Annotated in this window: 19 protein-coding genes and 1 pseudogene; 11 read left to right on the top strand and 9 right to left on the bottom strand. The window is 69.7% G+C overall.

Annotated elements, in window-relative coordinates:
• Positions 1–163 precede the first annotated feature (163 nt).
• Positions 164–1,075: a type II methionyl aminopeptidase gene (map, locus tag NO889_RS10835; protein ID WP_256412265.1), complete on the bottom strand. Its 912-nt coding sequence runs from the start codon at positions 1,073–1,075 to the stop codon at positions 164–166.
• A gap of 552 nt (positions 1,076–1,627) precedes the next feature.
• The gene (locus tag NO889_RS10840) at positions 1,628–2,689 is read right to left on the bottom strand and encodes a phosphoribosylaminoimidazolesuccinocarboxamide synthase (RefSeq protein ID WP_256412266.1); all 1,062 of its coding nucleotides are present in this window, start codon (positions 2,687–2,689) and stop codon (positions 1,628–1,630) included.
• A 167-nt stretch (positions 2,690–2,856) separates the two neighbouring features.
• Between NO889_RS10840 and NO889_RS10845 the strand changes: the two genes are divergently transcribed.
• Positions 2,857–3,462, top strand: coding sequence for a tRNA (cytidine(56)-2'-O)-methyltransferase (locus NO889_RS10845; RefSeq protein WP_256412267.1), 606 nt, complete (start codon positions 2,857–2,859; stop codon positions 3,460–3,462).
• 48 nt (positions 3,463–3,510) lie between these two features.
• Here NO889_RS10845 and NO889_RS10850 read toward each other — a convergent pair.
• Positions 3,511–4,987: pseudogene (locus NO889_RS10850) on the bottom strand (ATPase domain-containing protein).
• A gap of 102 nt (positions 4,988–5,089) precedes the next feature.
• Here NO889_RS10850 and NO889_RS10855 point away from each other — a divergent pair.
• Complete coding sequence (locus tag NO889_RS10855) at positions 5,090–6,556, top strand: PAS domain-containing protein (RefSeq protein WP_256412268.1); 1,467 nt, start codon at positions 5,090–5,092, stop codon at positions 6,554–6,556.
• Positions 6,557–6,592: 36 nt separating this feature from the next.
• Here NO889_RS10855 and NO889_RS10860 read toward each other — a convergent pair whose 3' ends face one another.
• Positions 6,593–7,552: a hypothetical protein gene (locus NO889_RS10860; protein WP_256412269.1), complete on the bottom strand. Its 960-nt coding sequence runs from the start codon at positions 7,550–7,552 to the stop codon at positions 6,593–6,595.
• 131 nt (positions 7,553–7,683) lie between these two features.
• Here NO889_RS10860 and NO889_RS10865 point away from each other — a divergent pair, with 131 nt between their 5' ends.
• The 6 genes from NO889_RS10865 to NO889_RS10890 all read left to right on the top strand — a co-directional run bounded on the left by NO889_RS10865 (position 7,684) and on the right by NO889_RS10890 (position 14,106).
• Positions 7,684–8,208 carry a transcription factor gene (locus NO889_RS10865; RefSeq protein ID WP_066416873.1) on the top strand — a complete coding sequence of 175 codons (525 nt, stop codon included), beginning with the start codon at positions 7,684–7,686 and terminating at the stop codon, positions 8,206–8,208.
• The gene (locus NO889_RS10870) at positions 8,208–8,924 is read left to right on the top strand and encodes a DUF2110 family protein (protein WP_256412270.1); all 717 of its coding nucleotides are present in this window, start codon (positions 8,208–8,210) and stop codon (positions 8,922–8,924) included. Before NO889_RS10865 ends, NO889_RS10870 begins: the two co-directional genes overlap by 1 nt.
• 14 nt (positions 8,925–8,938) lie before the next feature.
• The gene (locus NO889_RS10875) at positions 8,939–9,712 is read left to right on the top strand and encodes a DUF5803 family protein (protein ID WP_256412271.1); all 774 of its coding nucleotides are present in this window, start codon (positions 8,939–8,941) and stop codon (positions 9,710–9,712) included.
• Positions 9,713–9,804: 92 nt separating this feature from the next.
• Positions 9,805–10,491 carry a competence/damage-inducible protein A gene (locus NO889_RS10880; RefSeq protein ID WP_256412272.1) on the top strand — a complete coding sequence of 229 codons (687 nt, stop codon included), beginning with the start codon at positions 9,805–9,807 and terminating at the stop codon, positions 10,489–10,491.
• 305 nt (positions 10,492–10,796) lie between these two features.
• On the top strand, positions 10,797–11,894 hold the full coding sequence (locus tag NO889_RS10885) for an ATP-NAD kinase family protein (RefSeq protein WP_256412273.1): 1,098 nt from the start codon (positions 10,797–10,799) through the stop codon (positions 11,892–11,894).
• Positions 11,895–12,030: 136 nt separating this feature from the next.
• Positions 12,031–14,106 (top strand): histidine kinase N-terminal 7TM domain-containing protein, encoded by a 2,076-nt coding sequence (locus NO889_RS10890; protein WP_256412274.1) that lies wholly within the window; start codon positions 12,031–12,033, stop codon positions 14,104–14,106.
• 542 nt (positions 14,107–14,648) lie between these two features.
• Here the strand turns inward: NO889_RS10890 and NO889_RS10895 are convergent.
• Complete coding sequence (locus tag NO889_RS10895) at positions 14,649–15,614, bottom strand: asparaginase (RefSeq protein ID WP_256412275.1); 966 nt, start codon at positions 15,612–15,614, stop codon at positions 14,649–14,651.
• Between the two features lie 142 nt (positions 15,615–15,756).
• On the opposite strand from NO889_RS10895, the gene NO889_RS10900 reads away from it, so the two are divergent.
• Positions 15,757–16,935, top strand: a complete 1,179-nt coding sequence (locus tag NO889_RS10900; protein ID WP_256412276.1) for a M24 family metallopeptidase — start codon at positions 15,757–15,759, stop codon at positions 16,933–16,935.
• Between the two features lie 30 nt (positions 16,936–16,965).
• On the opposite strand, the gene NO889_RS10905 is transcribed toward NO889_RS10900, so the two are convergent.
• Both NO889_RS10905 and NO889_RS10910 read right to left on the bottom strand, forming a co-directional pair.
• A complete protein-coding gene (locus tag NO889_RS10905) occupies positions 16,966–17,499 on the bottom strand; it encodes a DUF4870 domain-containing protein (protein WP_256412277.1) in 534 nt (177 codons plus the stop codon).
• Between the two features lie 85 nt (positions 17,500–17,584).
• Entirely contained in the window at positions 17,585–18,568 is a 984-nt protein-coding gene (locus NO889_RS10910) for an NAD(P)-dependent oxidoreductase (protein ID WP_256412278.1), read from the bottom strand.
• Positions 18,569–18,692: 124 nt separating this feature from the next.
• Between NO889_RS10910 and NO889_RS10915 the strand changes: the two genes are divergently transcribed.
• Positions 18,693–20,153: an amidohydrolase gene (locus NO889_RS10915; RefSeq protein ID WP_256412279.1), complete on the top strand. Its 1,461-nt coding sequence runs from the start codon at positions 18,693–18,695 to the stop codon at positions 20,151–20,153.
• A 71-nt stretch (positions 20,154–20,224) separates the two neighbouring features.
• Here the strand turns inward: NO889_RS10915 and NO889_RS10920 are convergent, their stop codons facing one another.
• Positions 20,225–21,586, bottom strand: coding sequence for an aminotransferase class III-fold pyridoxal phosphate-dependent enzyme (locus NO889_RS10920; protein WP_256412280.1), 1,362 nt, complete (start codon positions 21,584–21,586; stop codon positions 20,225–20,227).
• 150 nt (positions 21,587–21,736) lie between these two features.
• Entirely contained in the window at positions 21,737–23,446 is a 1,710-nt protein-coding gene (locus tag NO889_RS10925) for a BCCT family transporter (RefSeq protein ID WP_256412281.1), read from the bottom strand.
• Between the two features lie 388 nt (positions 23,447–23,834).
• Here NO889_RS10925 and NO889_RS10930 point away from each other — a divergent pair, with 388 nt between their 5' ends.
• A complete protein-coding gene (locus NO889_RS10930) occupies positions 23,835–25,010 on the top strand; it encodes an arginase family protein (protein WP_256412282.1) in 1,176 nt (391 codons plus the stop codon).
• Positions 25,011–25,037 lie beyond the last annotated feature (27 nt).

Genomic DNA, 25,037 nt, shown 5'->3' on the forward strand with positions numbered 1-25,037 from the left:
ACGCGAGGCAGTTACGAGCGGCACGAGGGACGAACGGAGTGAGTCCCTCGATACGCGAGCGGCGAAGCCGCGAGCGCGAGCAACGAGGCCGGGGAGGCGTGAGCTGCGGGGCGGTCCCGTGAGCGGAGCGGGCTCGGGAACCTGCTACTCGTCGAACGTGGATCTACCCGTCATCGAATCCGTGGATACCCGCCGTCGTCACCTCGACCCCGTCCTCGGTGACGAGGATGGTGTGTTCCGCCTGGCTCACGAGCGCGTCGTCGGCCTCCTTGAGGACGGGGTAGCCCTTGACCACGTTCGCCTGTTTGAGCCGGCGTAGCGCCATCCCGGCGCGGTCGTCGGAGAGCCAGCGGGCGGCGAAGGGGAGCCCGTCGAACTCCCGGATCTCCTCGAGTACCTGTCGCGCCCTGCGGTCGCGGACGCTCCGCTCGCGTTCGAGTTCGAAGATCTCCTCGTCGGTTCCCTCGCCGACCTTGCCGCGGCCGTCGGTCGCGAACGGCTCGATGGCGACCGCCTGGCCGGGCTCCAGCTCGACGGAGCGGTCGACGCCGCGGTTGGGGACGTTCGGCCCCGTGTGGGCGTCGTACCGCTCGACGCCGTGTCCGGAGAGGTTCAACACCGGGGTGTAGCCGTACCCCCGGATCACGTCCTCGATCGCCCTCCCGACGACGCCCACCTCGACGCCGGGGCCCGCCTCGTCGATCGCGGCCTCCAGGGCCATCTCCGCGGCCTCAACGAGCTCGACGGTGCCGGTGTGGTCGACGGTGACTGCGGCGTCGGCGATGTAGCCGTCGACGTGGACGCCGACGTCGAGACACACCATCTCCTCGCCGAACTCCGTCTCGTCGTCGCGGGACGGGGTCGCGTGCGAGGCCTCGGGACCGACGCTGAGGTTGACGGGGAACGCCAGCCCCGCCCCCTCCTCGCGAACGAAGTCCTCCACCCACTCGGCGACCTCGAGCTGCGTTCGGCCCGGCTCGACCATCGACCTGGCCTCGTTCATCGCCTCGACCAGCACCGCGCCGGCCTCCCGGTAGCTCTCGACCGCGTCGTCGTCGAGGGGTCCGTGACTCATGGGTTCGGGTTCGTCGAGGGGCCGCAAAGAGGTTGCGGGAGCGGAACGGTCGGCGGGCGACGCTCGCCTCTCCGCTCACTCGTCGCGGTTCGCCTCCCGCGGGCTCCGTCGAACTCCCGTTCTTGGGGCGTCTCTCAGTCCGAAACGACCGGTCGCCGGAACCTGCTTGTGGTACGGGTGTTTCAGTAGTGATCGGGGTGAGTAGAACGGGACCCTTGCTGTCGCGGTGACGATCCCCAAAGCCCCAGTCGCGAGGACTCGCGCGGCTCGCTGTGGTCCTCGTCACTCGCTCCGCTCGTTCCTGCGGTCCTTGCTTCGCCGGGCTTCGTCCTCGCGACTGCCCCTTTGAGTCCCACCCACCCCGCACCGCACCGCACCTCACGCCTCCCCAACCTCGCTGCTCACTGCGTTCGCAGCGTCCCTCGCGGGCTCCTCGTGCCCTGTCGGGCACTCGGAGGCGCGCCACCGCGATCAGTCGGTGTTTTGTCTGTACTGAACGATCGGGAGAGAGACTCATCGGGGGGGAACCGACTCGCTCCGACGAACGAGTCCCTACCCGTCCAGCGACCGGACGGCCGAGACCGCCTCGTCGACGGGGGGTGCGTCGAACCAGTCGGTCCCGGTGTAGGCGTTCGCGCCGGCGGCGTACATCGCCGAGACCGTCTCGAGAACGTCGTCCGGTAGGTCGATCGGTCGCTCCTCGCAGAGTTCGCGCCAGTCGGCGAGGTCGCGGTCGGCGACCGCGGCCTTCGCCTCGCCGACCGCCGTGACCCACTCGGGGTCGACGCGTTTGTACCACTGGCGGACGACCTCCTTCGAGACCTGCTGGCCGTCGTAGGAGAACCGGTTCTCGTCGAAGGTGCCGACCACGTCGGCGACGCGGAGCTCCCCGTCGACGTAGAGACACTCGATCTTGCCGTCCTCGTGGACGAACCCGGCCGCCTCGGCGCGGTCGGTGACGACGCGGTTCACGTCGCGCGCGAGGTCGGCGAGCCGGTCGACGTCGGCCCGGCCGGCGATCCGGTCGGCCTCCTCGCGCGAGAGGTAGCGGTCCTGCTCCTCGTACTTCGTCGAGAACTCCACCACCGGCTCGGGGAGGTCCACGGACCCGTCCGGCCACTCCTCGAAGGGGAGGTCGAAGTCGGCGGGATCGCGTCGGCTCCGGAGGCTCGACCCCACGGGGACCGTGTTCCGGAAGACGACCTCCAGGGGGACGAGGTAGTTCTCCCCGCCCGCGGCGTGGAACGCGTCGTAGTCGTATCCCGCGTCGGGACCCGCGTACGGGAGGTCCGGCACCTGCGTCAACGCGATCGCCATCTCCGTCGGCGGCGCGTCGGCCTCGGCGAGCGGGACGACCGCGTCCTCGGGGTCGGTTCCCGACTCGACCGCGACGGGGTCGACGACGCCGCGGTAGTGAGTCGGGACGCCGGCGTCGGCCAGCCGCTCGAAGTTGAACGCGCCCATCGCGCAGAGGCTCGCGCCCTTGCGCGGGATCGCGTCGGGCATCCGTCCCCAGTCGAACACGGAATAGGCGTCGGTGAACGCGAACCGGCCGCGGCCGAGGCCGTCGGCGGTCGCGGGCTCGACGACGCGGAACTCCTTGACGCTCGTCATACCGGATCCGCGACCGCCTCCCAAATGAAGCTTTCAGTTACGTGGTCACCTCGACGGCCCGCCGAGCCTATCGATCCGCATTCGTGGATCGCCTCGACGGATGAGCCGCCGTCGGGCCGGCCGTCGGCATCGAAAGGCCCTCACGCCTCCCCGTCGCAGGTGGGCGTATGAACGAGACGCGCGAGACGGGCGCGGTCGTCGTCCTCCGGTACGGCCACCGACCTGGGCGGGACGACCGTATGACGACGCACGTGGGCCTGACCGCGCGGGCGCTCGGCGCGGACCGGGTGATCCTCCCGGACAACGCCGGCCAGTCCGCGGAGACGGTGCGGGGGGTCACGGACCGGTTCGGCGGCCCGTTCGCGGTCGAGTTGCGCGACGACCAGAAGGCGATCGTCCGGAACTGGGAGGGCGTCGTCGTCCACCTCACGATGTACGGCGAGCGGATCCAGGACGTCGAGGCGGCGATCCGCCGGGCGGTCCGCGGCGGCGACGAGGTCGTCGACGGCGACGGCGGCGACGGCCGCGACGAGGGAGGCCGGGACCTCCTCGTCGTCGTCGGCGGCGAGAAGGTGCCGTGGGCGCTCTACGAGCGGGCCGACTTCAACGTAGGCGTGACGAACCAGCCGCACTCGGAGGTCGCCGGCCTCGCCGTCTTCCTCGACAGGCTCTTCGAGGGCGAGGAACTCGACCGCGAGTGGGTCGACGCCGACCGCCGCGTGGTGCCCGAGGCGACCGGTAAGACGGTGGTCGACGCGGACGACGACGGGTAGTTCGGGCGGGCCGTCGGATCTCGACCGCCCGGCCCTTCGGGCGCGGATCTACCGGCCCTCACAGCCGTACTCGGTGCGTTCCCGGTCGATCAGCTCGGGCGTTCCCCGCAGGATGCCGCGCATGTTCGACATCGGCTCGCCGACCTTGATCCCGTGTTCCGTGATCTCGAACTCGCGGATCGTCCGCTCGAAGTCACTGGTCCGCTTCTTCAACACGCCGATCGCCTTGCGCATCTCCCCGTGTATCTCCAGGTGCCGTAAGAAGACGATGTTGTCGGCGAGGTAGCTGATGTTCTCCATCGTCGCCCGGAACTCCCCCGTGACGTTGCGCGTCTCGTCGACGAAGACGGCGGTCACGCCCATGTTCTTGAGGTAGCGGCCGAGCGCGTGCATATGCTGGAGCATCGTTGTCTCCTCGCCACGGAGGGTGAGCCGGTACCCCGAGATCCCGTCGATCATCACGATGTCGGCGTCGCGCTCCTCGACCTCCTCGCGAACCATTCGCGCGAACTCCTGGGGCGACCGTTCCAGCGCCTCCACTTCGGTCACGTCGAGGGTCCCCTTCTCGATCATCCGGTCGACGGGGATGTTGACCGCCCGCGACCGGTGAGGAACGTCTCCTTCGTCTCCTCGAAGAGGTAGATGGCCGACCGCTCCCCGCGGCCGGCGGCCTCCTTCATGAACTGCGTGGCGAGCGTCGTCTTGCCGACGCCGGTCGGACCGCTGACGATGCTCACGGTCCCGCGCTCGAGCCCGCCGGCGAGCAGCTCGTCCACCTCGGGGATGCCCGAGGAAATGGTCTCGAGTTCGTACTCACCGACGTGCTCGCCCGGCTGGAGCGCCGGATAGGCCGCGATCCCCCGGTCGGTGATCCGGTAGGCGTGGTCGCTGCCCTGCGTCGAGGAGCCGCGGAACTTCGGCACGCGGATCGACTTCCCGTGCGCCTCGGTACCCAACACGATCGTCCCGTCCGTGATGAACTCGAGGTCGTCGCTCGGCAGCGACGGCGTGTCCTGGACGGTGAACAGCACGGTCGCGTTCCGCCCCTTGAGAAAGCGCATGAATCGGACGACCTGCTTGCGGAACTGGTAGTCGTCGTCGGTCAGGAACCGCAGCTGTGTCAGGGAATCGACGACGACCCGGTCCGGATCGACCTCGGAGATCCCCTCGACGATCCGTTCGGTGAGCGCCTCCCGTTCGACCTCCGAGGGGGCGAACACTTCGTACGACTGGTCCTCGGTGAAGACGTCCGCGTTCGGGCTCAGATCGAGAAAGTCGATCGCCTCGGTGTCGAACCCCAGGGCCGCGGCGTTCGCCTTCAGGTCGCCGAGGTCCTCCTCGAGGTTGATGAAGAGCGCCGCCTCGCCTCGTTCGACGCCCTCGTCGAGGAAGCGGAGGCCGAGGATCGTCTTCCCGCTTCCCGCCCGTCGATCATGTAGCTCCGCTCCCGGATCAGCCCGCCGGACAGGATCTCGTCGAGCCCGGCGACGCCGGTCGAGGCCCGCTCGGGGAGTGATGGTGACATCCCGTCGGCGTTCGGCGAGTAGAGTTATAAAGGACGACGCCGCGGCGAGCGGCAATGTAGAGGGACAACCATTAGTGGACGTGTCCGGTTTTATTATGGGATATGGGCTCGGGTTCCGAGGAGGTCGACGGGGACGCCGTCCGCGACTCCGGCGACCGCGGGGAGAGACCCGGCCTGCTGCTTTTCATGCGACCGGGACGCGACCGCGACCTGCTCGTCGAGGCACTGAGCGGGCGGTATCGGGTCGAGACGGCGACGGACGCGGCCGCGCTCGAGTCGACCTTCGACTGCTGTCTCCTCGACGCGGCCGGGTTCGAGCGGGCGGCCGGAGCCATCGAGCCGCGGCGGGAGCGGGCGGCCCCCGCGTTCCTCCCGTTCGTCCTTCTGGTTCCCGAGGACGCGAGCGGCCCGGCCGCGGAGCGCGCGTGGGAGCGCGTCGACGACGTCGTCGACCTCCCGGTGAAACGCGCCGAGCTGGCCGCCCGAGTCGCGAACCTAGTCGAGCGCCGGGAGACCTCCTTGCGGCTCGCGGAGACGGTCGAGGAGCTGCGGCTGAAAGAGCGGGCGATGGACGAGGCTCCGGTCGGTATCACCCTCGCGGAGCCGGGGACGGAGGACAACCCGCTGACCTACGCGAACGCGGAGTTCGAGCGGCTGACCGGGTACGGCTCCGAGATGCTCGGCGAGGACTGTCGGTTCCTCCAGGGCGAGGAGACCGACGAGGAGACGACGGCGCGGGTCCGGGAGGCGATAGACGCCGAGGAGCCGGTCTCCGTGGACGTCCTGAACTACCGGGCGAACGGTCGGACGTTCTGGAACCGGCTCACGGTCGCGCCGATACGCGACGCGGAGGGGACCGTCACGGACTACGTCGGGTTCCAGACGGACATCACCGACCGGAAGATCCGCGAGCGCAGGCTGGAGGTGATGAACCGCGTGCTCGACCACAACCTCCGGAACAAGATGAACCCCATCGACGGCTACGCGGAGCTCCTCCGCGAGGAGGTCGACGACGAGCACGAGCGATCGATCGAGGTGATAGCGGAGACGACGGACGACCTCATGCGGATCGCGGAGGCGGTCCGGAAGATCGAACACACGCTGTCGTCGTCCGACGCCGCGGCGCCCGCGACCGCGTTGCGCGACCGGCTCTCGGAGCTCGTGAACACGTTCGAGGGGCGGTACCCGAACGCGACCTTCGAGCTGTCCGTCCCCGAGGACGACCCGCTCGAGGTCACCGTTCTCGGGTTGCTGACCGCGATCGAGGAGGGCGTCGAGAACGCGGTGAAACACAACGGTGCCCCGAACCCGTCCGTCGAGATCCGGGTCGACCGCCCGGAGCCGGGGTGGATCGCGGTCGAGATCGAGGACGACGGTCCGGGGATCCCGGACCACGAGACGCACGTGCTCAGACTCGGCGAGACGTCGCTGAAACACGCCGACCGGCTGGGCCTCTGGCTGATGTACTGGGTCGTGAGCAAGGCGGGCGGAGACTTCTCCGTGAGCACCGGCGGGGGGGCGGGCACGACCCTTCGACTGTCCGTCCCGACGGACCCGACCGAGTCGTGAGGGCCACCCGGAGCCGGTAGCGGGGGCGACGAGCGCCTACAGCGCCCGCTTCGACCGGAGCCGAGCGAGCCGAACTCGCGCCTCCTGTCGGCTCGTCCCGCGCACCCGACCGGTCTCGTCGTCCGCCATCGAGACGAACGAGAGTCGGTCGAAGAGCGGCGGCCAGTCGGCCGCGCCGGCGGCCTCGCCCGCGAACGCGACCGCGTTCGCGAGGCCGTCGCGTTCCGTCTCGCCGGCGCGGGCCACCGCGGCGTCGGCGGCGCGCCGGCGGTCGGCGACGAACAGCCGGTCGCCGACGACCGCCGGGATCCACGCCGGGAGCGCGACGATCCAGACGAGGAGGCCGGCGGCGGCGTACGCCGGTGCCGGGATCCGCTCGCGGTCGGGCTCGTACCCGTGGATCCGGTTGACGCGGCGGTCCGCCGGGCTGCGGTCGGACCGGCGACCGACGAGAAGCGTCGCGAGCAGCGTCACCCACTCCACGACGACGAGTCCGGGTAACAGCGCGGTCGTAAAGGCCGCCTCGCGGGTGCGAAGTCTGACCACCGCGTGGCGCAACGCGGCGTCGCGGTCCGCCGCCGGCAACGAGAGGAGCCGCGTGGAGACGACGAGCCGCGACCCCCGGTAGCCGTCGGCGACGGCGACGTTGGCCGCCTCGGCCCGGACGGCCGTCACCGGCGGCGGGTCGACGCCGACCGACTCCGCGACCGCGTCGACGCGCGACTCGATGAACGCGGCGGGACGGTCGTCGAGGTCGGCCGCGGGGAGCCGGGCGATCCGCCGGTCGACGAGGACCGGACCGAGCGCGGCCGAGGTCGCGAGCCCGACGAGGGCGGTCGCGAGCCCGACGACCCCGCCGCCGACATCGAGGCCGACGGCGACGCCGAGGAGCCACGCGAGGGGGACGACCGGGATCGTCGCGAGGACGACCGGAACGGTCGCGAGCGCGAGCGCGCCGACTGCCGTGGACGCCCGATCGATCGCACCGGAGTTCATACGAGGGAGGCGTGGCGCGGGCGGCGTATAGCTCTGCCGGAGGCCGTCGATCCCGTCGGAGGGCGACCGGCCGGAGGCGTCGGATCCGCCTTCCGGAGCTTTTAACCTCGCTCCGCCGCCAGATCACGGTAATGGCTTTTGAGGACCTGTTGAACGACCCCGTCATCCAGAAGTACCTCCACGAACTCGTGGGGCCGACGGGGATGCCGGTCGCGGCCGCACCCCCGGACGGCGAGGTGACCGACGAGGAGTTGGCCGAGGAGCTCGGCTTGGAGCTCAACGACGTCCGCCGCGCGCTCTTCATCCTCTACGAGAACGACCTCGCCACCTACCGGCGGGTCCGCGACGAGGACTCCGGCTGGCTCACGTACCTCTGGACGTTCCACTACGACAACATCCCGGAGAACCTCCAGGAGGAGATGTACCGGCTGCTCGACGCCCTGGAGGACCGCGAGGAGTACGAGCGCACCCACGAGTTCTACCTCTGTGAGGTGTGTTCGCTCCGGTTCGAGTTCGGCGAGGCGATGGACTTCGGTTTCGAGTGTCCCGAGTGCGGCTCGCCGCTCGACGCGATGGAGAACGATCGGCTCCAGGAGGCGCTGTCGGCGCGCCTCGACGAGCTTCGAGACGAGCTCAACGCGGACGTGACCGGCTGATGGTCGTTCTCGCGACCAAGTGCTACGTCGAGGGCGACGCCCGCGACCGCGCGCTCGACGGGATGTACTCGCTCGTCGACAACGACGTCGGCGAGCTCGCCGTCGAGTGGACGGTCGGCGTCCGCGAGGACGGGTTCGTCCAGGTCGACGTGACCGGCGAGGACGCCACGGTCGCCCGAAACGTCCTCGCGGAGACGTGGGGCGAGGTCGTCGCCCACGACGAGGGGTTCGTCCCCGGCGAGACGTACGTCGGCACCCTCGAGTCGTGGGACGCGGACGGCTTCGTCCTCGACGCGGGCGAGGAGGTTCACCTTCCGGCCGACGAGCTGGGGCTGGGCGTCGGTTCGCCCGAACAGGTCGTCGAGCGGTTCGGGCTCGTCCAGCACCTTCCCATGAAGTTCGTCCACGGCGGGGAGAGCGGCGGTCCGGACGCGGGGACGGACGCCGACGACGCGGGCGCACACCGGCTCGCCGACGCCGAGCGCGACCGCCTCTACGACTGGCAGCGAGGTCCGGGACGGCTGAACGTCAACTCCGCGACGCGCGGGGAGGTGCGCGCGACCGTGAACCGCGCGGGCCACGCGCGTGACATCGTCACCGTCGAGCGGCTCGGCCTCCTCGAGCAGAGCATCGTCTGTACCGAGAACACGGACCCGCCGGGACTGCTGGCCGCGATCGGCTCGTATCTCCCGGCGGAGATGCGCTGTGTCGTCTGAGGTGAGTTGAACACGTGAATCGACGCTTCGCGCTCGCGGTGGCGCTCGTCGCGCTGCTCGCCGCCAGTGCCGGCTGCCTCGACTACGCGACCGGCGGCGGCGAGGTCACCAACGAAACCCTCGACGCGGAACCGCCGCGCGGGTACGACTTCGACACCGACCGAGACGCCGCCTTCGAGCTCTCGACGGACGCGCGCTACACGGTCGTCTACGACCTCTCCGGCCGCGACGAGATCCGACTGTACCGACAGACCCCGTACGCCGGCGACCAGCCGCTGGAGTTCGAGGCGTTCCGGTACCGCTACCCCGACGGCGAGGTGGTGGCGGGAAGCGAGTTCCGCGCCCGCGGGGGCGAGGTCGAGCGGACCCCCGACGAGACGTGGATCCGCCTCGGCGACGACATGGAGGGCGGAAAGGTCGCCTTCTCGGGCGCCGGGTCGCCCCGGCGGTTCACGTCGCTAGCGTACGTCGAGGGCTCGTACGCCGTGACGCTCCCGGCCGGGTTCAGCACGGACTTCCCGCTCGTCGGGCACGTCTCGCCGCGAAGCTACGAGGTGGAGACGGTCGGCGACCGCGACCGGATCGTCTGGGAGGAGGTGACGGGGTCGATCGTCGTCCAGGCGTACCGCGAGACGGACCTCGTGATCTTCGGCGGGATCCTCGCCGTCGCGGTCCTCGTCGCGATCGTGGGAACGCTCCGGTTCAAACGCCAGCTCGAGGAGCTCCGCGAGCGCCGCCGCGAGATGGGCCTCGACGTGTACGACGACGAGGACGACGGGTTCCTCTAGGCGGGCGACGTCGACGCCGCCCCGCCCCGTCCCGCCACCGATGCGATCCGACCGCCGGCGGCCTTTTTTACTCGCCGCGCGTGGGTTCGCGCATGAACGCCGCGATCGTCACCGTCGGGGACGAGCTCCTCGTCGGAGACACCGAGAACACGAACGCGACGTGGCTCTGCGGCCGACTCGACGACCGGGGCGTCGCGGTCCGGCGGGTGACCGTCGTCCCGGACGAGGTCGGGGAGATAGCCCGCGTCGTCAACGAGTACCACGCGGAGTACGACGCCGTGATCGTCACCGGCGGACTCGGGCCGACTCACGACGACGTGACGATGGAGGCGGTCGCCGCCGCCTTCGGCCGGGAGGTCGTCGAGAACGAGGAGGCGGCCGCGTGGCTCGAAAAGCGGGGATACAGCGCCGACGACCTCGTCGCGGAGACGACGCACCTGCCCGCCGGCTGCCGGCCGCTCCCCAACGAGGCGGGGGTCGCGCCGGGCGCGGTCGTCGAGTCGGCCTACGTGCTTCCGGGCGTCCCGACCGAGATGAAGGCGATGTTCGAGCGCGTCGAGTCGGCGTTCGACGGCGTCCCGACCCACGCGGTCGTCGTCGCCGTCGACGAGCCGGAGAGCACGCTCATCGACCGATTCTCCGAACTCAGAGAGCGGTTCGACGTGCGCGTGGGGTCGTATCCCGGCGAGAGCGTCAGGGTGAAGATAACCGCGGACGACGCGGCGGAGGCCGAACGGGCCGCCGCGTGGCTGCGGGACCGGGCGGAACTGGTGGAGTGAGGAAGGGGACGAGCCGGGAGCGCCGGCGTCGGTCGTCGGGTTCAGCGCGCGAGATAGGCGACCCACACGGCGGTGACGATCAGGCTGACGGCGAGCACGGCGAGCGCGGTCGCCTCGATCGGGAGCGGCTCGGGCTGGACGGCGGACAGGATCATGTCCGGAGGTTGTCCGGGTTCCGGCTTAAAGGTTGATCTTCGGCCGTCGGACACCGGCCGGCGCGTTCAACCTGATCGCCCGCCGGAGCGGTCCGCGATCGGGTGATCTCACCGGAGATCCGTTAAGTGGTCGCCCCCGCAACGTCGGGTATGCACGTCGGCGTCGTGATGAACCCGATCGCCGGGATGGGCGGTCGCGTGGGACTGAAGGGGACCGACGGGAAGGTCGAGGAGGCCCGCGCGAGGGGCGCGGAGCCGCGCGCGCCGGACCGAGCGCGGCGGGCGATGGAGCGGCTCGCCGTGGTCGCGCCGGAGACGACCGTCTCGACGGTCGCCGACCCGATGGGCGAGCGGATCGTCCGCGAGGCGGGGTTCGACCCGGTTCGGGTCGTCGACCCGTTCGAGGACGACCAGGGGCGGAACGGGGCCGAGAGGGAAACCACCGCCGACCACACCCGCCGTGCGGTGGGGGCCTTTCTGGCGGAGGGCGTCGACCTCGTGTTGTTCGTCGGCGGCGACGGAACCGCGACGGACGTGTCGGCGGCACTGGAGGGCACGGATACGCCGATGCTCGGCGTCCCCGCGGGGGTGAAGGTGTACTCGTCGGTGTTCGCGGTCTCGCCGGAGGACGCCGCGGAGGTCGCGGCGACGTTCTCGCGGACCGAGCGCCGCGAGGTGATGGACATCGACGAGGACGCCTACCGCGAGGGCGAGGTCCACCCCGAGCTTCGCGGGGTCGCACACGTCCCGGTCGCCGAGGACCTCCAGTCGTCGAAACAGACCGCGAGCGGCACCGTCGAGTCGCTGGCGGAGGGGGTCGCCGAGGACGTCCGGGCGCGGGAGGGAGAGGGAGTCACCTACGTCCTCGGGCCCGGATCGACGGTGGGCGCGATCAAGGCCGAACTCGGCTTTTCTCCCTCCCCGATCGGCGTCGACGTCTGGCGCGACGGCGAGGTGGTCGCGCTCGACGCGACCGAGTCGGAGATCCTCGCGGAGCTCGGTGAGGAGAACGTCATCGTCGTCTCGCCGATCGGCGGGCAGGGGTTCGTCTTCGGCCGGGGGAATCCGCAGCTCTCGCCGGCGGTGATCCGCGAGTGCGACGTGACGATCGTCGCGTCCCGCGCGAAACTCGACGACGTCCGGGCGCTTCGCGTCGACACGGACGACCCGGAACTCGACGACGAACTCGCGGGGTGGGTTCGCGTCCGCGTCGGAAAGTTCGAGACGCGGATGATGAAGATCGTGTGAGACGGTCCGTCGTTCCCCTCGCCCACGCGATGCGGACCGGGCGGTAGCGGCACGCTCCGGCGGGGAGGATCCGGGATCCGGCCCGTTCGCGCCCTCCGTTCGATTTTTACCGTCAACACGCATCCCTCCGGTATCGATGGCCTGGCAGACGACGCCGTACACGGTGCCTCTGCTCGTGGCGGGGCTGGCGTCGTTCGCCATCGCGACGTACGTCTTCGCGCGTCGGTTCCAGGGACCGAAGCGGCTCGTGTGGCCCTTCCTCGGCGTCACCCTCGGTGGGGGCGTGTGGTCCACGGCGTACGCGGCACAGCTGTCTGCGACCACGCTCGAGGCGACGCTGTTTTGGAACCGGTTCGTCTGGCTCGGCGTCGGTACGCTGAGCGTCGCGTGGCCGACGTTCGTGCTGGCGTACACCGAGCGTTCGGCTTGGTTCCGCCCCGAGCGGCTGGCGGCGATCTGTCTGGTCCCGGCGACCGTCGTCGTCGCGGTGTGGTCCCTCGGCGCCGACCCCCTGTTCTATCGGTCCCCCTCGCTCGAGACCGTCGACGGCGGATATCTCGTGGTCCGGTTCGCCCCGACGGTCGCGTTCCTGGCGTTCCTCGCGTACAGTTACGTCGTGAACCTGATCACGTTTCTCGTGCTCGGGTACGCCGCGGCCGACCGGGACGGCGTCTACCGGCGGCAGGCGACGCTGTTGCTCGCGGCCGGCGTGATCCCGATGGCCGTCAGCGTTCTCAACGCGTGGTCGTCGCTGGGGCCCGCGTTCGTGGACCTCACGCCCATCGCCTTCGCCGTGACCGCGGGGATCGTCGCCTGGGTGGTGTTCCGATACCGGCTGCTCGATCTCTCGCCGGTCGCCCGGCGAGCCGTGTTCGAGGACCTCGATGACGGCGTGGTGGTCCTCGACGGTGACGACCGGGTCGTCGACGCGAACGGTCGGGCCCGCGGGCTGTTCGAGTCCCTCGAGTTCGGTCGGCCGGTCGAGACGGCGTTCGAGGACGGGGAGTCGGTCGTCGACGCCGTCGGCCGCGCCGAAACCGGCGGGGACGGCCGAGTGACCGTCGACACCGGGAACGGTCCCCGGTTTCTCACCGTCACGGAACACGCGCTCTCCACGACCGACCCCGGCGTCGGAAGCGGGGGGAGCGTCCTCCTGTTCCGCGACGTCACCGAACACGAGACGCTCCAGCGCCGGTATCGGGCGCTCATCGAGAAGTCTCCGAACGTCATCGCCGTCTGCGGAACCGACGGCCTGTTCCGGTACGTGAGCCCGTCGGTCGACCGTCTTCTCGGCCGCGAGGCGGCGACGATCGAGGGGCGACCGGTCCTCGATCTCGTCCACCCGGAGGACCGGCGCGAGAGCCAGCGCCGGTTCGAATCCGCGCTCGAAACGGGCGAATCGCAGGTGTTCGAACTTCGGATCGCCCACGCGAACGGCGACTGGCGTACCTTCGAGACGACCGTCGAGCCGCTCTTCGAGAACGCCGCGGACGAGGTGGTGATAACCGCGATGGACGTGACCGAGGGGCGGAGACACGAACAGCGGCTTCAGGTCCTCAACCGCGTTCTCAGACACGATCTGAAGAACGACGCGAACGTGATCGGCGGGTACGCCGACCTCCTCCGGGACCACGTCGACGCGGAGGGAGAAGAACACCTCGACGTGATCGACCGAAAGGTGGAGACGCTGACACACCTCAGCGACCAGGCTCGCGAGATCGACGTGGCGCTCCACGACGAGTTCGACCGGACGGAGATCGACCTCGCGTCGCTGCTTCCGCGGTTGTGCGACTCGCTCGAGACCGCGTTTCCCGAGACGTCGGTGTCGCTGTCGACGCCCGAGCGGGCCGTGGTGTCGGCCGACGAACTTCTCGGGTCCGCGGTGCGGAACGTGTTGGAGAACGCGGTGGTTCACCACGACGAACCCGTGGCGAACATCGAGGTGCGCGTCGAGCCGGACGACGACGGGTACCGCGTCGAGATCGGAGACGACGGTCCGGGAATCCCGCCGATCGAGCGGACGGTGTTCTCGGAGGGACGCGAGACGGCTCTCGAGCACGCGAGCGGGCTCGGCCTCTGGCTCGTCCACTGGATCGTCACGGGGTCGGGTGGCCGGTTGACCATCGAGACTCGCGATCCCACCGGAACGCTCGTCTCCATGTGGTTCCCGGCGGCCGATGGGAAGACCGGAGAGGTAGGCGGCAACACGTGACCAGGCGTTGGTGAACTCCACAGTTGGTGACACTCATACACCGTTCCGGTCCCACGAGAGACTGTGGGATCGTACAGTACAGGCGAAGGAATGAGCGATTCTGCCGTGCGGTGGCGCGCCCGGGAGCGGGCCGGAGGCCCGCGACCGGAACGCGAGGGACGCGGCGAACGAAGTGAGCCGCGAGGTTGGGGAGGCGTGAGGTGCGGTGCTGTGCGGGGCGGGGTGGGACTCAAAGGGGCAGCTACGAGGACGAAGCCCGGCGACGTAAGCAGCGTGGCGCTACGCGCCACGGGCAGCCGGCGGCGGAGCCGCCGGCGACACCGCAGCGAAGGAGCAAAGCGACTGAGCGAGGAGCGCAGCGAGCCGCGCGAGTCCTCGCGGCTGGGGCTTTGGACGTCGTCACCGCGCCAGCAACGATCCCGTTCTCATCACCCCGATCTCTACTGAAACACCCGTACTACAAGCAGACTGTATAGATCGGACGTTTCGGACGACGCTATGCGTAAGAAGGGACGGGAATCGACACGGCCGACCCGCCGAGATCACTCGCCCGGTCGTTCGAAGACGTCGTCGAGACGGTCCGCCGCGAGCCCGACGATCGTCCGGATCCGCGTCTTCTGGAGGTTCAGGTCGCTGTAGTAGCACCCGAGATCCTGAAGCGTCCGCTCGCTTCCGCGGAAGCCGTAGGTGTCCCGCGCGAGTCGACCCTCAGGACACCGCGTGGTCGCGACGATCGGGACGCCGTTTTCGGCGACGGACTCCAACTCGGGGATGATCGTCGGGGGGATGTGCCCGGCACCCGTCGCCGCGAGACAGAGCGCGTCGCTCTCGCGGGCGGGGGCGAGCTGTGCCGGCGGCACGTCCGCGGTCACGAAGGCGGCGTGTACGTCGTTCGTGAGATCGTCGTACTCGACGGCGAGGTCCGGATCGGGCGACGCGGGCGTCCGCCGCCACGTGACGCGCGACTCGTCGATGACTCCGAGCGGGCCGAACTCCGGCGACCGAAACGTGTCGAGGTTCATCGAGTTCGTCTTCGTCACTTCTCGAGCCGCGTGGATCCGGTCGTTGAACGCGACGAGCACGCGTCCGGACGCGCGGTCGCTCGTCGCCGTCCTCACGCTCGCGAGGAGGTTGGCGGGGCCGTCCGGGCTCGGTAGCGATGGGTTTCGCATCGCCCCCGTGAAGACGACCGGCGTCTCGCCGTCGTAACAGAGGTCGACGAAGTACGCCGACTCCTCGAGCACGTCCGTCCCCTGCGTGACGACGATCCCCTCGACGTCTCCGTCCCCGTCGAGTTCCGCGAGGAACCGCGCGAGGTCTCCCATCTGCTCGACCGTGAAGTGCGCGCTCGGAACGTTGGAGAACTCCCGCGTGTCGACGTCCGCGACGTCGGCCAGTTCGGGAACGGCGGAGACGAGGTCCTCGCCGGTGAGCTCCGGGCTCGCGTCCCCGCCGGAGTCCGGCGTCGAGGCGATCGTGCCGCCGGTAGAGACGACGGTTACCGTCATGCCCCCTCCTGTCCGGCGAACTCGCATAAGCGTTCTCCCCTCTACGGGGGCGTCCGTCGCAGATCGGTAAACGGTTTCCGTAGTTCTCGTACACGAAATATTTTACCTCCGCGCGAGAGAGGGGACCGGTAGAGCCCGGACCATGCCACACGATGTCTTTCCCCGATCGGAGTACGAATCGCGGGTCGACCGCACCAAGGAGCGCCTCCGCGAGCGCGATCTCGACGCCATCGTCGTCTCGGATCCGGCGAACATGAACTACCTCGCGGGCTACGACGGCTGGTCCTTCTACGTCCACCAGGCCGTCGTCGTCACGCGCGAGTATCCCGAGCCGGTGTGGGTCGGCCGCGACATGGACCGGAACGGCGCGCGCGCCACGACGTGGCTCGCCGAGGAGAACATGCGCGCGTACAGCGACGACCACGTCCACTCCCCGTACGACCTCCACCCGATGGACTACCTCGCGGACGTGCTCGAGGACCTGGGGGTCGACGCCGGCCGCATCGGCGTGGAGATGGACGCCTCCTACTTCACGGCGAAGTCGTACACTCGGCTCCAGTCGCAGCTGCCGAACGCGGAGTTCGTCGACGCCGACCTCCTCGTCAACTGGCTCCGGATACGCAAGTCCGACCGCGAGATCGCGTACATGGAGGAGGCCGCCCGCATCTCCGAGGAGGCGATGCTCGCGGGGCTCGACGCCATCGAGGCGGGCGTCCCGGAGTACGAGGCCGCCGCCGCGATCTACGACCGGCTGGTCCGCGGCACCGACGAGTACGGCGGCGACTACCCCGCGATCGTCCCGCTCATGCCCTCGGGCGACCACACGGGGACGCCCCACCTCACCTGGACCGACCGAGAGTTCGAGGAGGGCGACCCCGTCCTCATCGAGCTGTCGGGGTGTCGCCACCGCTACCACTCGCCGCTCGCGCGGACGACGTTCGTCGGCGACCCGCCGGACGCCATTCGGGAGACCGCCGACGTCGTCGTCGAGGGGATCGAGGCCGCGCTCGACGTCGTCGAGCCCGGCGTCACCTGCGAACGCGTCGAGCGCGAGTGGCGCGAGACGATAGCGCGGTACGGCGTCGAAAAGGAGGACCGGATCGGCTACTCGATGGGGCTCGGCTACCCGCCGGACTGGGGCGAACACACCGCCAGCATCCGCCCCGGCGACGAGACCGTCATGGAGGAGGGGATGACCTTCCACATGATCCCCGGACTGTGGGAGGACGAGTTCGGCGTCGAACTCAGCGAGACGTTCCGGGTCACCGCGACGGGCGCGGAGACGCTCGCGGACTTCCCTCGCCGGCTGTTCACGGCGTGAGACCGGCAGGGATCGACCGCGTCGCGCAGCTCACTCCTTGACGGTCGCGTAGGTTCGAGCGTACGAGCCCACGAGCGGCACCGAGTACTCCTCGCCGCTGTACGCCTTGTACAGCAGGAACGCCCACGCGAGGAACGCGACCGGCGTGAGGAGCAGACTCCCGAGTCCCAGCGCCGCGGCCGCGATCCAGCCGACGCCGGGTACGAACGATATCACGGTGAGGACGACCGAGAGCACGATCGAGGCGACGAACAGGCCGCCGAAGACCAGCGTGCTCTGAACGGCGTGGAACCGGACGAAGGCGTCCTCGGGCTCCAAGACGTAGAACAGCACGCCCGTGATCGGCCCCAGCAGGTAGCTGAGCGCGCCCGCGACGTTGGGTTCGAGCCCGGTACCCGTCGCCGTGTCGGCGGTCGGCGCGGTCGTCCCCGACTCGGTCGCCTCCGTCATCCCCGGCTCGGTCGCCTCCGAGTCCATCGATTTCTCTCTCGTGAGCGCGTCGTCAGTCGACTCCTCGACGACGGCGTCGACGGCGTCTCCGGCGGTTGACCGATCCGTTACCATTGATGATACACCACGTACACCCACGCTCGCTGAGGTATTAAAGACGGACGACGGTCGGCGGATCGCCCTCGGGGACCGAAACCGCTCAGTTGCCGTCGTCGGGCGCGGCGACGAGGTTCCGGAGGTCGGCGGGGTCGCCGCCGGCGTCGATCGCGGCGACGTTGTCCGCGACGATGTCGGCGAGCCGGTCCCAGTGTTTCGGGGTATGGCCGCCAGTGTGGGGCGTGATCAGGCAGTTCTCGAGGTCCCACAGCGGGTGGTCCGCGGGCAGCGGCTCGGGGTCGGTCACGTCGAGGGCGGCCCCGCGGAGCCCGCTGGAGCGGAGCGCGGAGACGAGGGCGTCGGTGTCGACGATCCCCCCGCGGGCGGCGTTGACGACGACCGCGTGCGGCGGCAGCGTCGCCAGCTCCGGCTCGCCGATCAGCCCGCGCGTGAGGTCGTTGAGCGGGCACGCGACGACGACGTAGTCGCTGCGTGCGAGCGCGTCGTGGATCGCGTCCGCCTCGAAGCCGACCACCTCGTCGGTCGGTCCGCCCTTCGAGGGGGTGTAGCGGACCCCGATCGTCTCCACGTCGAACCCCTCGAGGCGCTCGACGACGTGCCGGCCGATGGAGCCGAGCCCGATCACGGTGACGGTGCTGCCCGTGAACTCGAACGACTGGAAGTGTCGCCACTCCGCGTTCGACTTGCGTCGCCACCCCTCGTGGAGCCGACGAGCGAACACGAGCATGTTGGCGATCGACTGCTCCGCGATCCCCGGCGCGTGGATCCCGCCGGCGTTGGTGACGGCCACGCCGCGCTCCGTGAGCGCCTCGACGGGGACGTGGTCGGTGCCGGCGAAGGTACACGCGAACAGCTCCAGGCGGTCCGCGTCGGCGATCTGCGCCTCGTCGACCGTGATCCCGGTGACGACCCGCGCCCGCGGGACGAGTTCCCGCTCCTCCGCGGGCGTCCGCGCCAGCGCGACCTCGCGGTCGGGCAGGCGCTCGCGGAGCGTCTCGGCGTACGATCCCATCGACAGTCCCTCGGTCCCCTCGCGGAGGACGACGACGTCTGGCTGGTCGCTCATTGGTGGATTCGCCGCGCGATGGCGGTGACGTCCGGGAGTTCGCCGGACCGGTACTTACCTTTTTTGTAGTCTTCATACACGATCATCGTGTACGTTTAAGTACATCCGAGCGTCACGGACTCACATGACACGACCCGTGGCGGAGCGGCTCGTCGAGACGCGCCGAGGACTTCACGAACACCCCGAGCCCGGCTGGCGCGAGTTCTACACCACGAGCCGACTGGTCGAGGAGATAGAGCGGATCGGCGTCGACGAGCTCGCGGTCGGGCGGGAGGCGTACGACCCCGCCGACCGGATGGGCGTCCTCGAGGACGACGCCTACGAGGAGTGGGTCGACCGCGCCCGCGACCTCGGCGCGCGCGAGGACGTGCTCGAACGGACCGAGGGGGGCGTCACCGGCTGCGTGGCCGTCCTCGAGCGCGGCGAGGGGCCGACCGTCGGGTTGCGAGTCGACATCGACGGCCTGTTCATCGAGGAGTCGGCGGACGACGAGCACGCCCCCGCCCGCGAGGGGTTCCGGTCGGACACGGACGGCGTGATGCACGCTTGCGGCCACGACGCGCACATGACCATGGGGCTCGCGACGCTCGAGGCGGTGAAAGAGAGCGACTTCTCCGGGCGGCTCGTGGTCTTCTTCCAGCCCGCCGAGGAGCTCGGCGGCGGCGGCCACCCGATGGCGGAGAGCCGGTTCATCGAGGGGATCGACTACCTGTTCGCGGTCCACGTCGGCCTCGGCCACCCCACCGGCCGGGTCGTCGCCGGCATCGAGCGGGCGCTCGCGATCGCACACGTCGAGGCCGTCTTCCACGGGACCTCGGCGCACGCGGGCAAGTCCCCCGAGGAGGGCGACAACGCGATGCAGGCGCTCGGCACCGCCATCTCGAACGCGTACGGGATCCCCAGACACAGCGAGGGGATGACCCGCGTGAACGTGGGGTACGCGGAGGCCGGGAGCGCGAGCAACGTGATCGCCGACCGCGCGCGCGTCGAGGCGGAGGCCCGCGGCGAGACGACGGCGCTCAAAGAGTACGGGAAGTCGCGGCTGAAGCGGGCGTTCCGCGGCGCCGCCGAGTCGCACGGCTGCGAGCTCGAGTTCGAGGTTACGACCGAGTGTCCGCGGGCGGACAGCGACCCGGAGCTCGCGGACCACGTCGCGTCCGTCGCCGAGGGCGTCGAGGGCGTGACCGAGGTGCTGCCGATCGCGGACTTCGGCGCGAGCGAGGACGCGACGTACCTGATGGACCGCGTCCAGGGGAACGGCGGGCTCGCGACGTACATGATCGTCGGGACCGACCACCCCACCGGCCACCACTCCCCGACGTTCGACGTCGACGAGGAGAGCCTGCCGATCGGCGTCGGGGTGCTGACGGAGGCGATCCTCGGCGTCGGCGACGGCGACGTCGCGGCCGACAGTGACGTCACGGCGACCGACGGCGACGTCGCGGCCGACAGTGACGTCACGGCGACCGACGGCGACGTCGCGGCCGACAGTGACGTCACGGCGACCGACGGCGACGTTTCGGCCGGCGGCGGCGACGCCCCGGCGACGGACGGCGGTTCGACGGGTTCCGGCGCCGATCGATGACGGCCTCGGCGAGGTCGGCGTCGCTCGACGGGTAGTCGCCTCCCCGACGGGTTCGAACGGTGTCCGGCGACTCAGGCAGTCGTCGGCGTCGGTCCCGCGGCCGCGACCGCCTCGAGGAAGATCGAGACACCCAAGTCGATCTCGCGTTCCGTCGAGTCGAGCGGGGGGAGAAGCCGGATCGTCTTCTTGCCGCAGCCGAGCGTGAGCAGGCCGCGCTCCAACGCCTCCGCGACCACGTCGTCGCGGCGCTCCGGCGTGTCGAACTCGACGGCGAGCATGAGTCCCTTCCCGCGCACGTCGACGACGTGGTCGCCCGCGTCGTCCGCGAGCAGCTCCTTCGCCTGCCGGCCGCGCGTCCGCGCGTTCGCGAGCAGGTCGTGCTCCTCGATCGCCTCGATCGTGAGCGCGCCCATCATCGACCCGAGGAGGTCGCCGCCGCCGAACGTGGAGCCGAGCCGGTTCTTCTCGTCGGGGAACAGCTCGGAGCGGCCGACCGTCGCGCCGACGCGGAGCGCCTTCGCCGCGCCGATCACGTCGGGCTCGACGTCGTAGTGCTCCGACGCCCAGAACCTCCCGGTGCGGCCGACGCCCGACTGGATCTCGTCGACGATCAGGGGGATGTCGTACTCGTCGGTCACCGCGCCGACCTCCGCCATGAACGACTCGCTCGGGAAGCGGTAGCCGCCGACGCCCTGGATCGGTTCGAGGACCACGAACGCGACCTCCGCGGGGTCGATGTGGCCACCCTCCGGCGCGAGCGCGTTCCGCAGCTGGGAGCCGCCGCCGGCGAAGAAGCCGCAGTCGCACGTCTCGGGGGAACACTCCCGGTCCGCACAGAACGGCACCGTCTCGATCCCGGCGACCTCCGGGTAGTGGCGGGTGTAGACGTCCTTGGTGTTGGTGAGAGAGAGCGTCCCGAGAGTGCGGCCGTGGAAGCTCCCGCCGAACGCGACGCCGTACTTCGCGGCCGGCTTGTGGTCGTGGGCGACCTTCATCGCGTTCTCGATCGCCTCCGCCCCGGAGTTCGAGAGGAAGACGGTGTCGAGCCCGAACGTCGCGGAGACCTCCGTGAGCCCCTCCATCAGCCGTGCCGATCCGGGGAACGGCGCGGCGTCCGGGTCGGGTCCGGAGCCGAAGTACATGTCCTGGCCCGCGATCTTCATCGGCTCGACGAGGTCGAACTCCCGGAGCGTGCCGAGCACCTTCTCGTTGTTGTAGCCGAACGGCGCAGCCCCGATGTGACACGTGAAATCCATGAGGACGTTGCCGTCCACGTCGGTGACGAAGGGACCGTCCGCTTCGCGGGTGACGTCCCAGACGAACTCGTGAGAGTACTCGCTCGGCGCGGCGTTTTCGCCGTAGCGTTCGACCCACTTCTCGGCGTTCGGCCCCGGCAGCCCGCCGGTGTCCGGCTCCGCAGTGTCCCTGTCCATACACAGTAAGTGTGTACAACGTCCATTAAAACCTTCTCCCGACACGCGAGCGGGCGGGAACGGGGGCGCGAGCGGACCGAGCGGAGAACGTGAGCCGGAACCGGATCCGGCAGGCCGGGCCGGCGTCGATCGATTCGGTCGTCAGTCGCGTCAGTCGTCGTCGGACTCGACGGCGGATCCGGCCCGCGATTCGGCCTGTGACCCGGAGCCGCCCTCGGATCCGTACAGCACGGTCTCGTTCTGGAAGAGCACCTGGTCGTAGTTCTCGCCGAAGTCCTTGATCAGCGCCAGCATCGCGAGGAGGCAGACGAAGGCGAACGGCGTGCCGGTGATGATCGCCGCCTGCTGGAGCGTCTCCGCGCTGTCGCTGCCGCCGAGGATCATCAATATCGCCGCGGTCATCCCAAGGACGACGCCCCAGAAGATCCGGTTGATGTTCGACGGCTCCGCCTTTCCCCCGGTCGTCATCATCGAGACGGCGAGCGTCGAGGAGTCCGCCGACGTGACGAAGAAGGTCGTCACGAGGACCATGAACGCGTAGATCAGCACGGATCCGATCGGGATCGTCATCGACGCCCCGCCGAGGTTCAACGTGAAGTTCAGCGCCTCGAAGAGGATGAATCCGGACACCTCGGGGCCGGCCTCGCCGGCTATCACCGCGCCGAAGTCGGCGATGCCGTTGTGCTGTGCCCAGACCGCGGTGCCGCCGACGAACGTGAACCACGGGATGGTCGCACCGGAGGTCGCGACGATCCCCGTGAACGCGACCTCGCGGACGGTCCGTCCCTTGGAGATCCGCGCGATGAACAGCCCCGCGAAGGGCGACCACGAGAGCGCCCACGCCCAGTAGAACACCGTCCACGCGTTGATCCATCCGGTCGCACCGGTATCGCCCGCACCCAGTGGCCCCGCACCGGTGAAGAGGCTCATCGAGACGAAATCGGAGATCATCCCGCCGAACGCCTGGGTGCCGAGAAGCAGGAGGAACAGCGTCGGGCCCACGACGAACGTCACGAACATGAGCACGACGAAGAGGATCATGTTGAAATTCGAAAGTCGGCGGATCCCCTTGTCGACCCCGAGCACCATCGAGGTCGTGAAAAGCAGAGTCATCGTGGTGACGACGAGCAGGATGCCGAGATCGCCCATGTTGATCCCCCACTGGTAGTCGAGGCCGGTGACGAACTGGCTCCCGATGAAGCCGAGCGACGTGGCGACGCCGCCGATCGTCGCGAAGACGGCGAGGACGTCGACGACCTTCGCGAGCGGGCCGTCGAGGTTGTCGGCACCGAGGATCGGCGTGAGCGCGGAGGAGACGCGCAGCGGGACGTTCTCGTAGTTGTACGCGAAGTAACCGATCGCGATGCCCATGATGGTGAACACCGCGAGCTGCGGCAGCGCCCAGTGGAACAGCGTCTGCTGGACGGCGATCGTCATCGCCTCGGCCGTTCCGCCCTCGACGTTACTGAAGAGCGGCGAGGGGTTGCTGTAGTAGAACAGCGCCTCGGTCGGCCCCCAGAACACGACACCGGCCGCGAAGCCCGCCGAGTACAGCATCGCGAAAAACGAGAGGAAACTGTACTCCGGGGGTTCGTCGCCGAGCTTGATACCGCCCCACGGCCCCACGATCAGGAAGAGGAGGAACAAGACGATCAGGAACACGATCAACATCAGCGCCCAGTTGAACGCGCCGAGAAGCTGGTCGTTCAGCGACGAGATGCCGTTCTCGACGGTCGACGGACTGATGAAGAACGCGACGATCACGCCCAGAGTTATCAGCGCGCCGAACGCGAAGACGACCGGGTCGATCTCCTCGAGGAACGCCGTGACCGGGCTCTCTGACTCCTCCGCGTCGCTCACACGGGATCACCCCCATCGGGCCGTCTCGAACTCGGGCGCTCGCGACGGTCGTCGTCCGATCCCCCCCGCCGGCCGACTGTCGTGATACGTGATAGCACAGTCCGCTTGTCGAATCGTCCTCACATAAATGTTGTCTTTTTTCGTATTCGTAGTACACGGTTGTTGTGTACACTTCGTGCCAACGGGGAGGAACCGACGCTCGATGGCGGGAACTCCCGATCACCGCTCGGACGCCGTGATCTTTTCACAGCTCCCACGAAAGCGAACCCGTGCGACACACGACACACGCGTCGTCCGAAGGGACGACCGCCGGAACGAGGCCGAACCGAACGGGGGCGAGCGCGCCCGAACCGAACCCGTCCGACCGCTCGCGTGAGGGGACGGGACGATGACTGTCGAACGAACGACGAACGGCGGAGGCGACGCCGAGATGGCCGTCTTCTGGCACGAGCGCATGCTGGACCACGAGCAGCCGGCGGGGGCGTTCAAACACCCGTCGACGCCGATCGTTGCCGCCGACGAGACGCACCCGGACCGTCGCGAGCGCGTCGAGAACATCGTGGCGACGGTGGAACACGGCTTCCCCGAGGAGAGTCGCTTCGTCGAGCCCGAACGGGCGAGCAGGGAGGCGATCGAGCGCGTCCACGACGCCGAGTACGTGGACTGGCTCGAGGCGTTCTGCGCCGACGGCGGCGGCCGGATCGGTCGGACGACCACCGGGGCGAACGAGGCGACGTACGACGCGGCGCGGGTCGCCGCGGGGGCCGCGGTCGCCGCCGCCGACCACGCGCTGTCGGACCGACCGGGAGTCCCGTACGCGCTCTGCCGCCCGAGCGGTCACCACGCCCAGCCGACCCAGGCGGACGGGTTCTGCTTCCTCAACAACGCGGCCGTCGCCGCCGCCGACGCGCTCGCGACCGACGGGGTCGACCGGGTCGCGATCGTCGACTGGGACGTCCACCACGGCAACGGGACCCAGGAGGTCTTCTACGACCGCGACGACGTCCTCCTCGTGAGCGCTCACCACGACCACGGCTCGTGGTCCGAGTACCACCCGCAGGAGGGGTCGCTTTCGGAGGACGGCGAGGGCGACGGAAGGGGGTACACGGTGAACGTTCCGCTCCCGCCCGGCACGGGCGACCGCGGGTACGAGCGCCTGTTCGAGGACGTCGTCGAGCCGATCGTCCGGTCGTACGACCCCGACCTCGTCCTCGTGAGCGCCGGGCAGGACGCGGGCACGGTCGACCCCAACGGCCGAAACCTCGTCACCCGCGGCGGGTTCCGGACGCTTGGCTCGCGGGTCCGCGCGCTCGCCGACGACGTCGCTGACGGCCGCCTGGCGCTGATCCAGGAGGGCGGCTACCAGCCGTCGCACCTCTCGTTCGCCACCCTCGGCGTCCTCGAGGGCGTCCTCGATCGGCTCGTCGACCTGGAGGGGTACGGTCACGACGACCCGATGGCGTGGCTCGACGAGCCGACGGCACTCGTCGACGAGTGGCTCGACGAGGCGATCGACCACCACCGAACGCACTGGCCGGTCCTGGCGGAACCCGTCGAGCGGTAACGCCACGCCGACGGCTCCCGTTAGCTG

It is taken from the genome of Halorubrum rubrum (assembly GCF_024494685.1).
GTDB lineage: Archaea > Halobacteriota > Halobacteria > Halobacteriales > Haloferacaceae > Halorubrum > Halorubrum rubrum.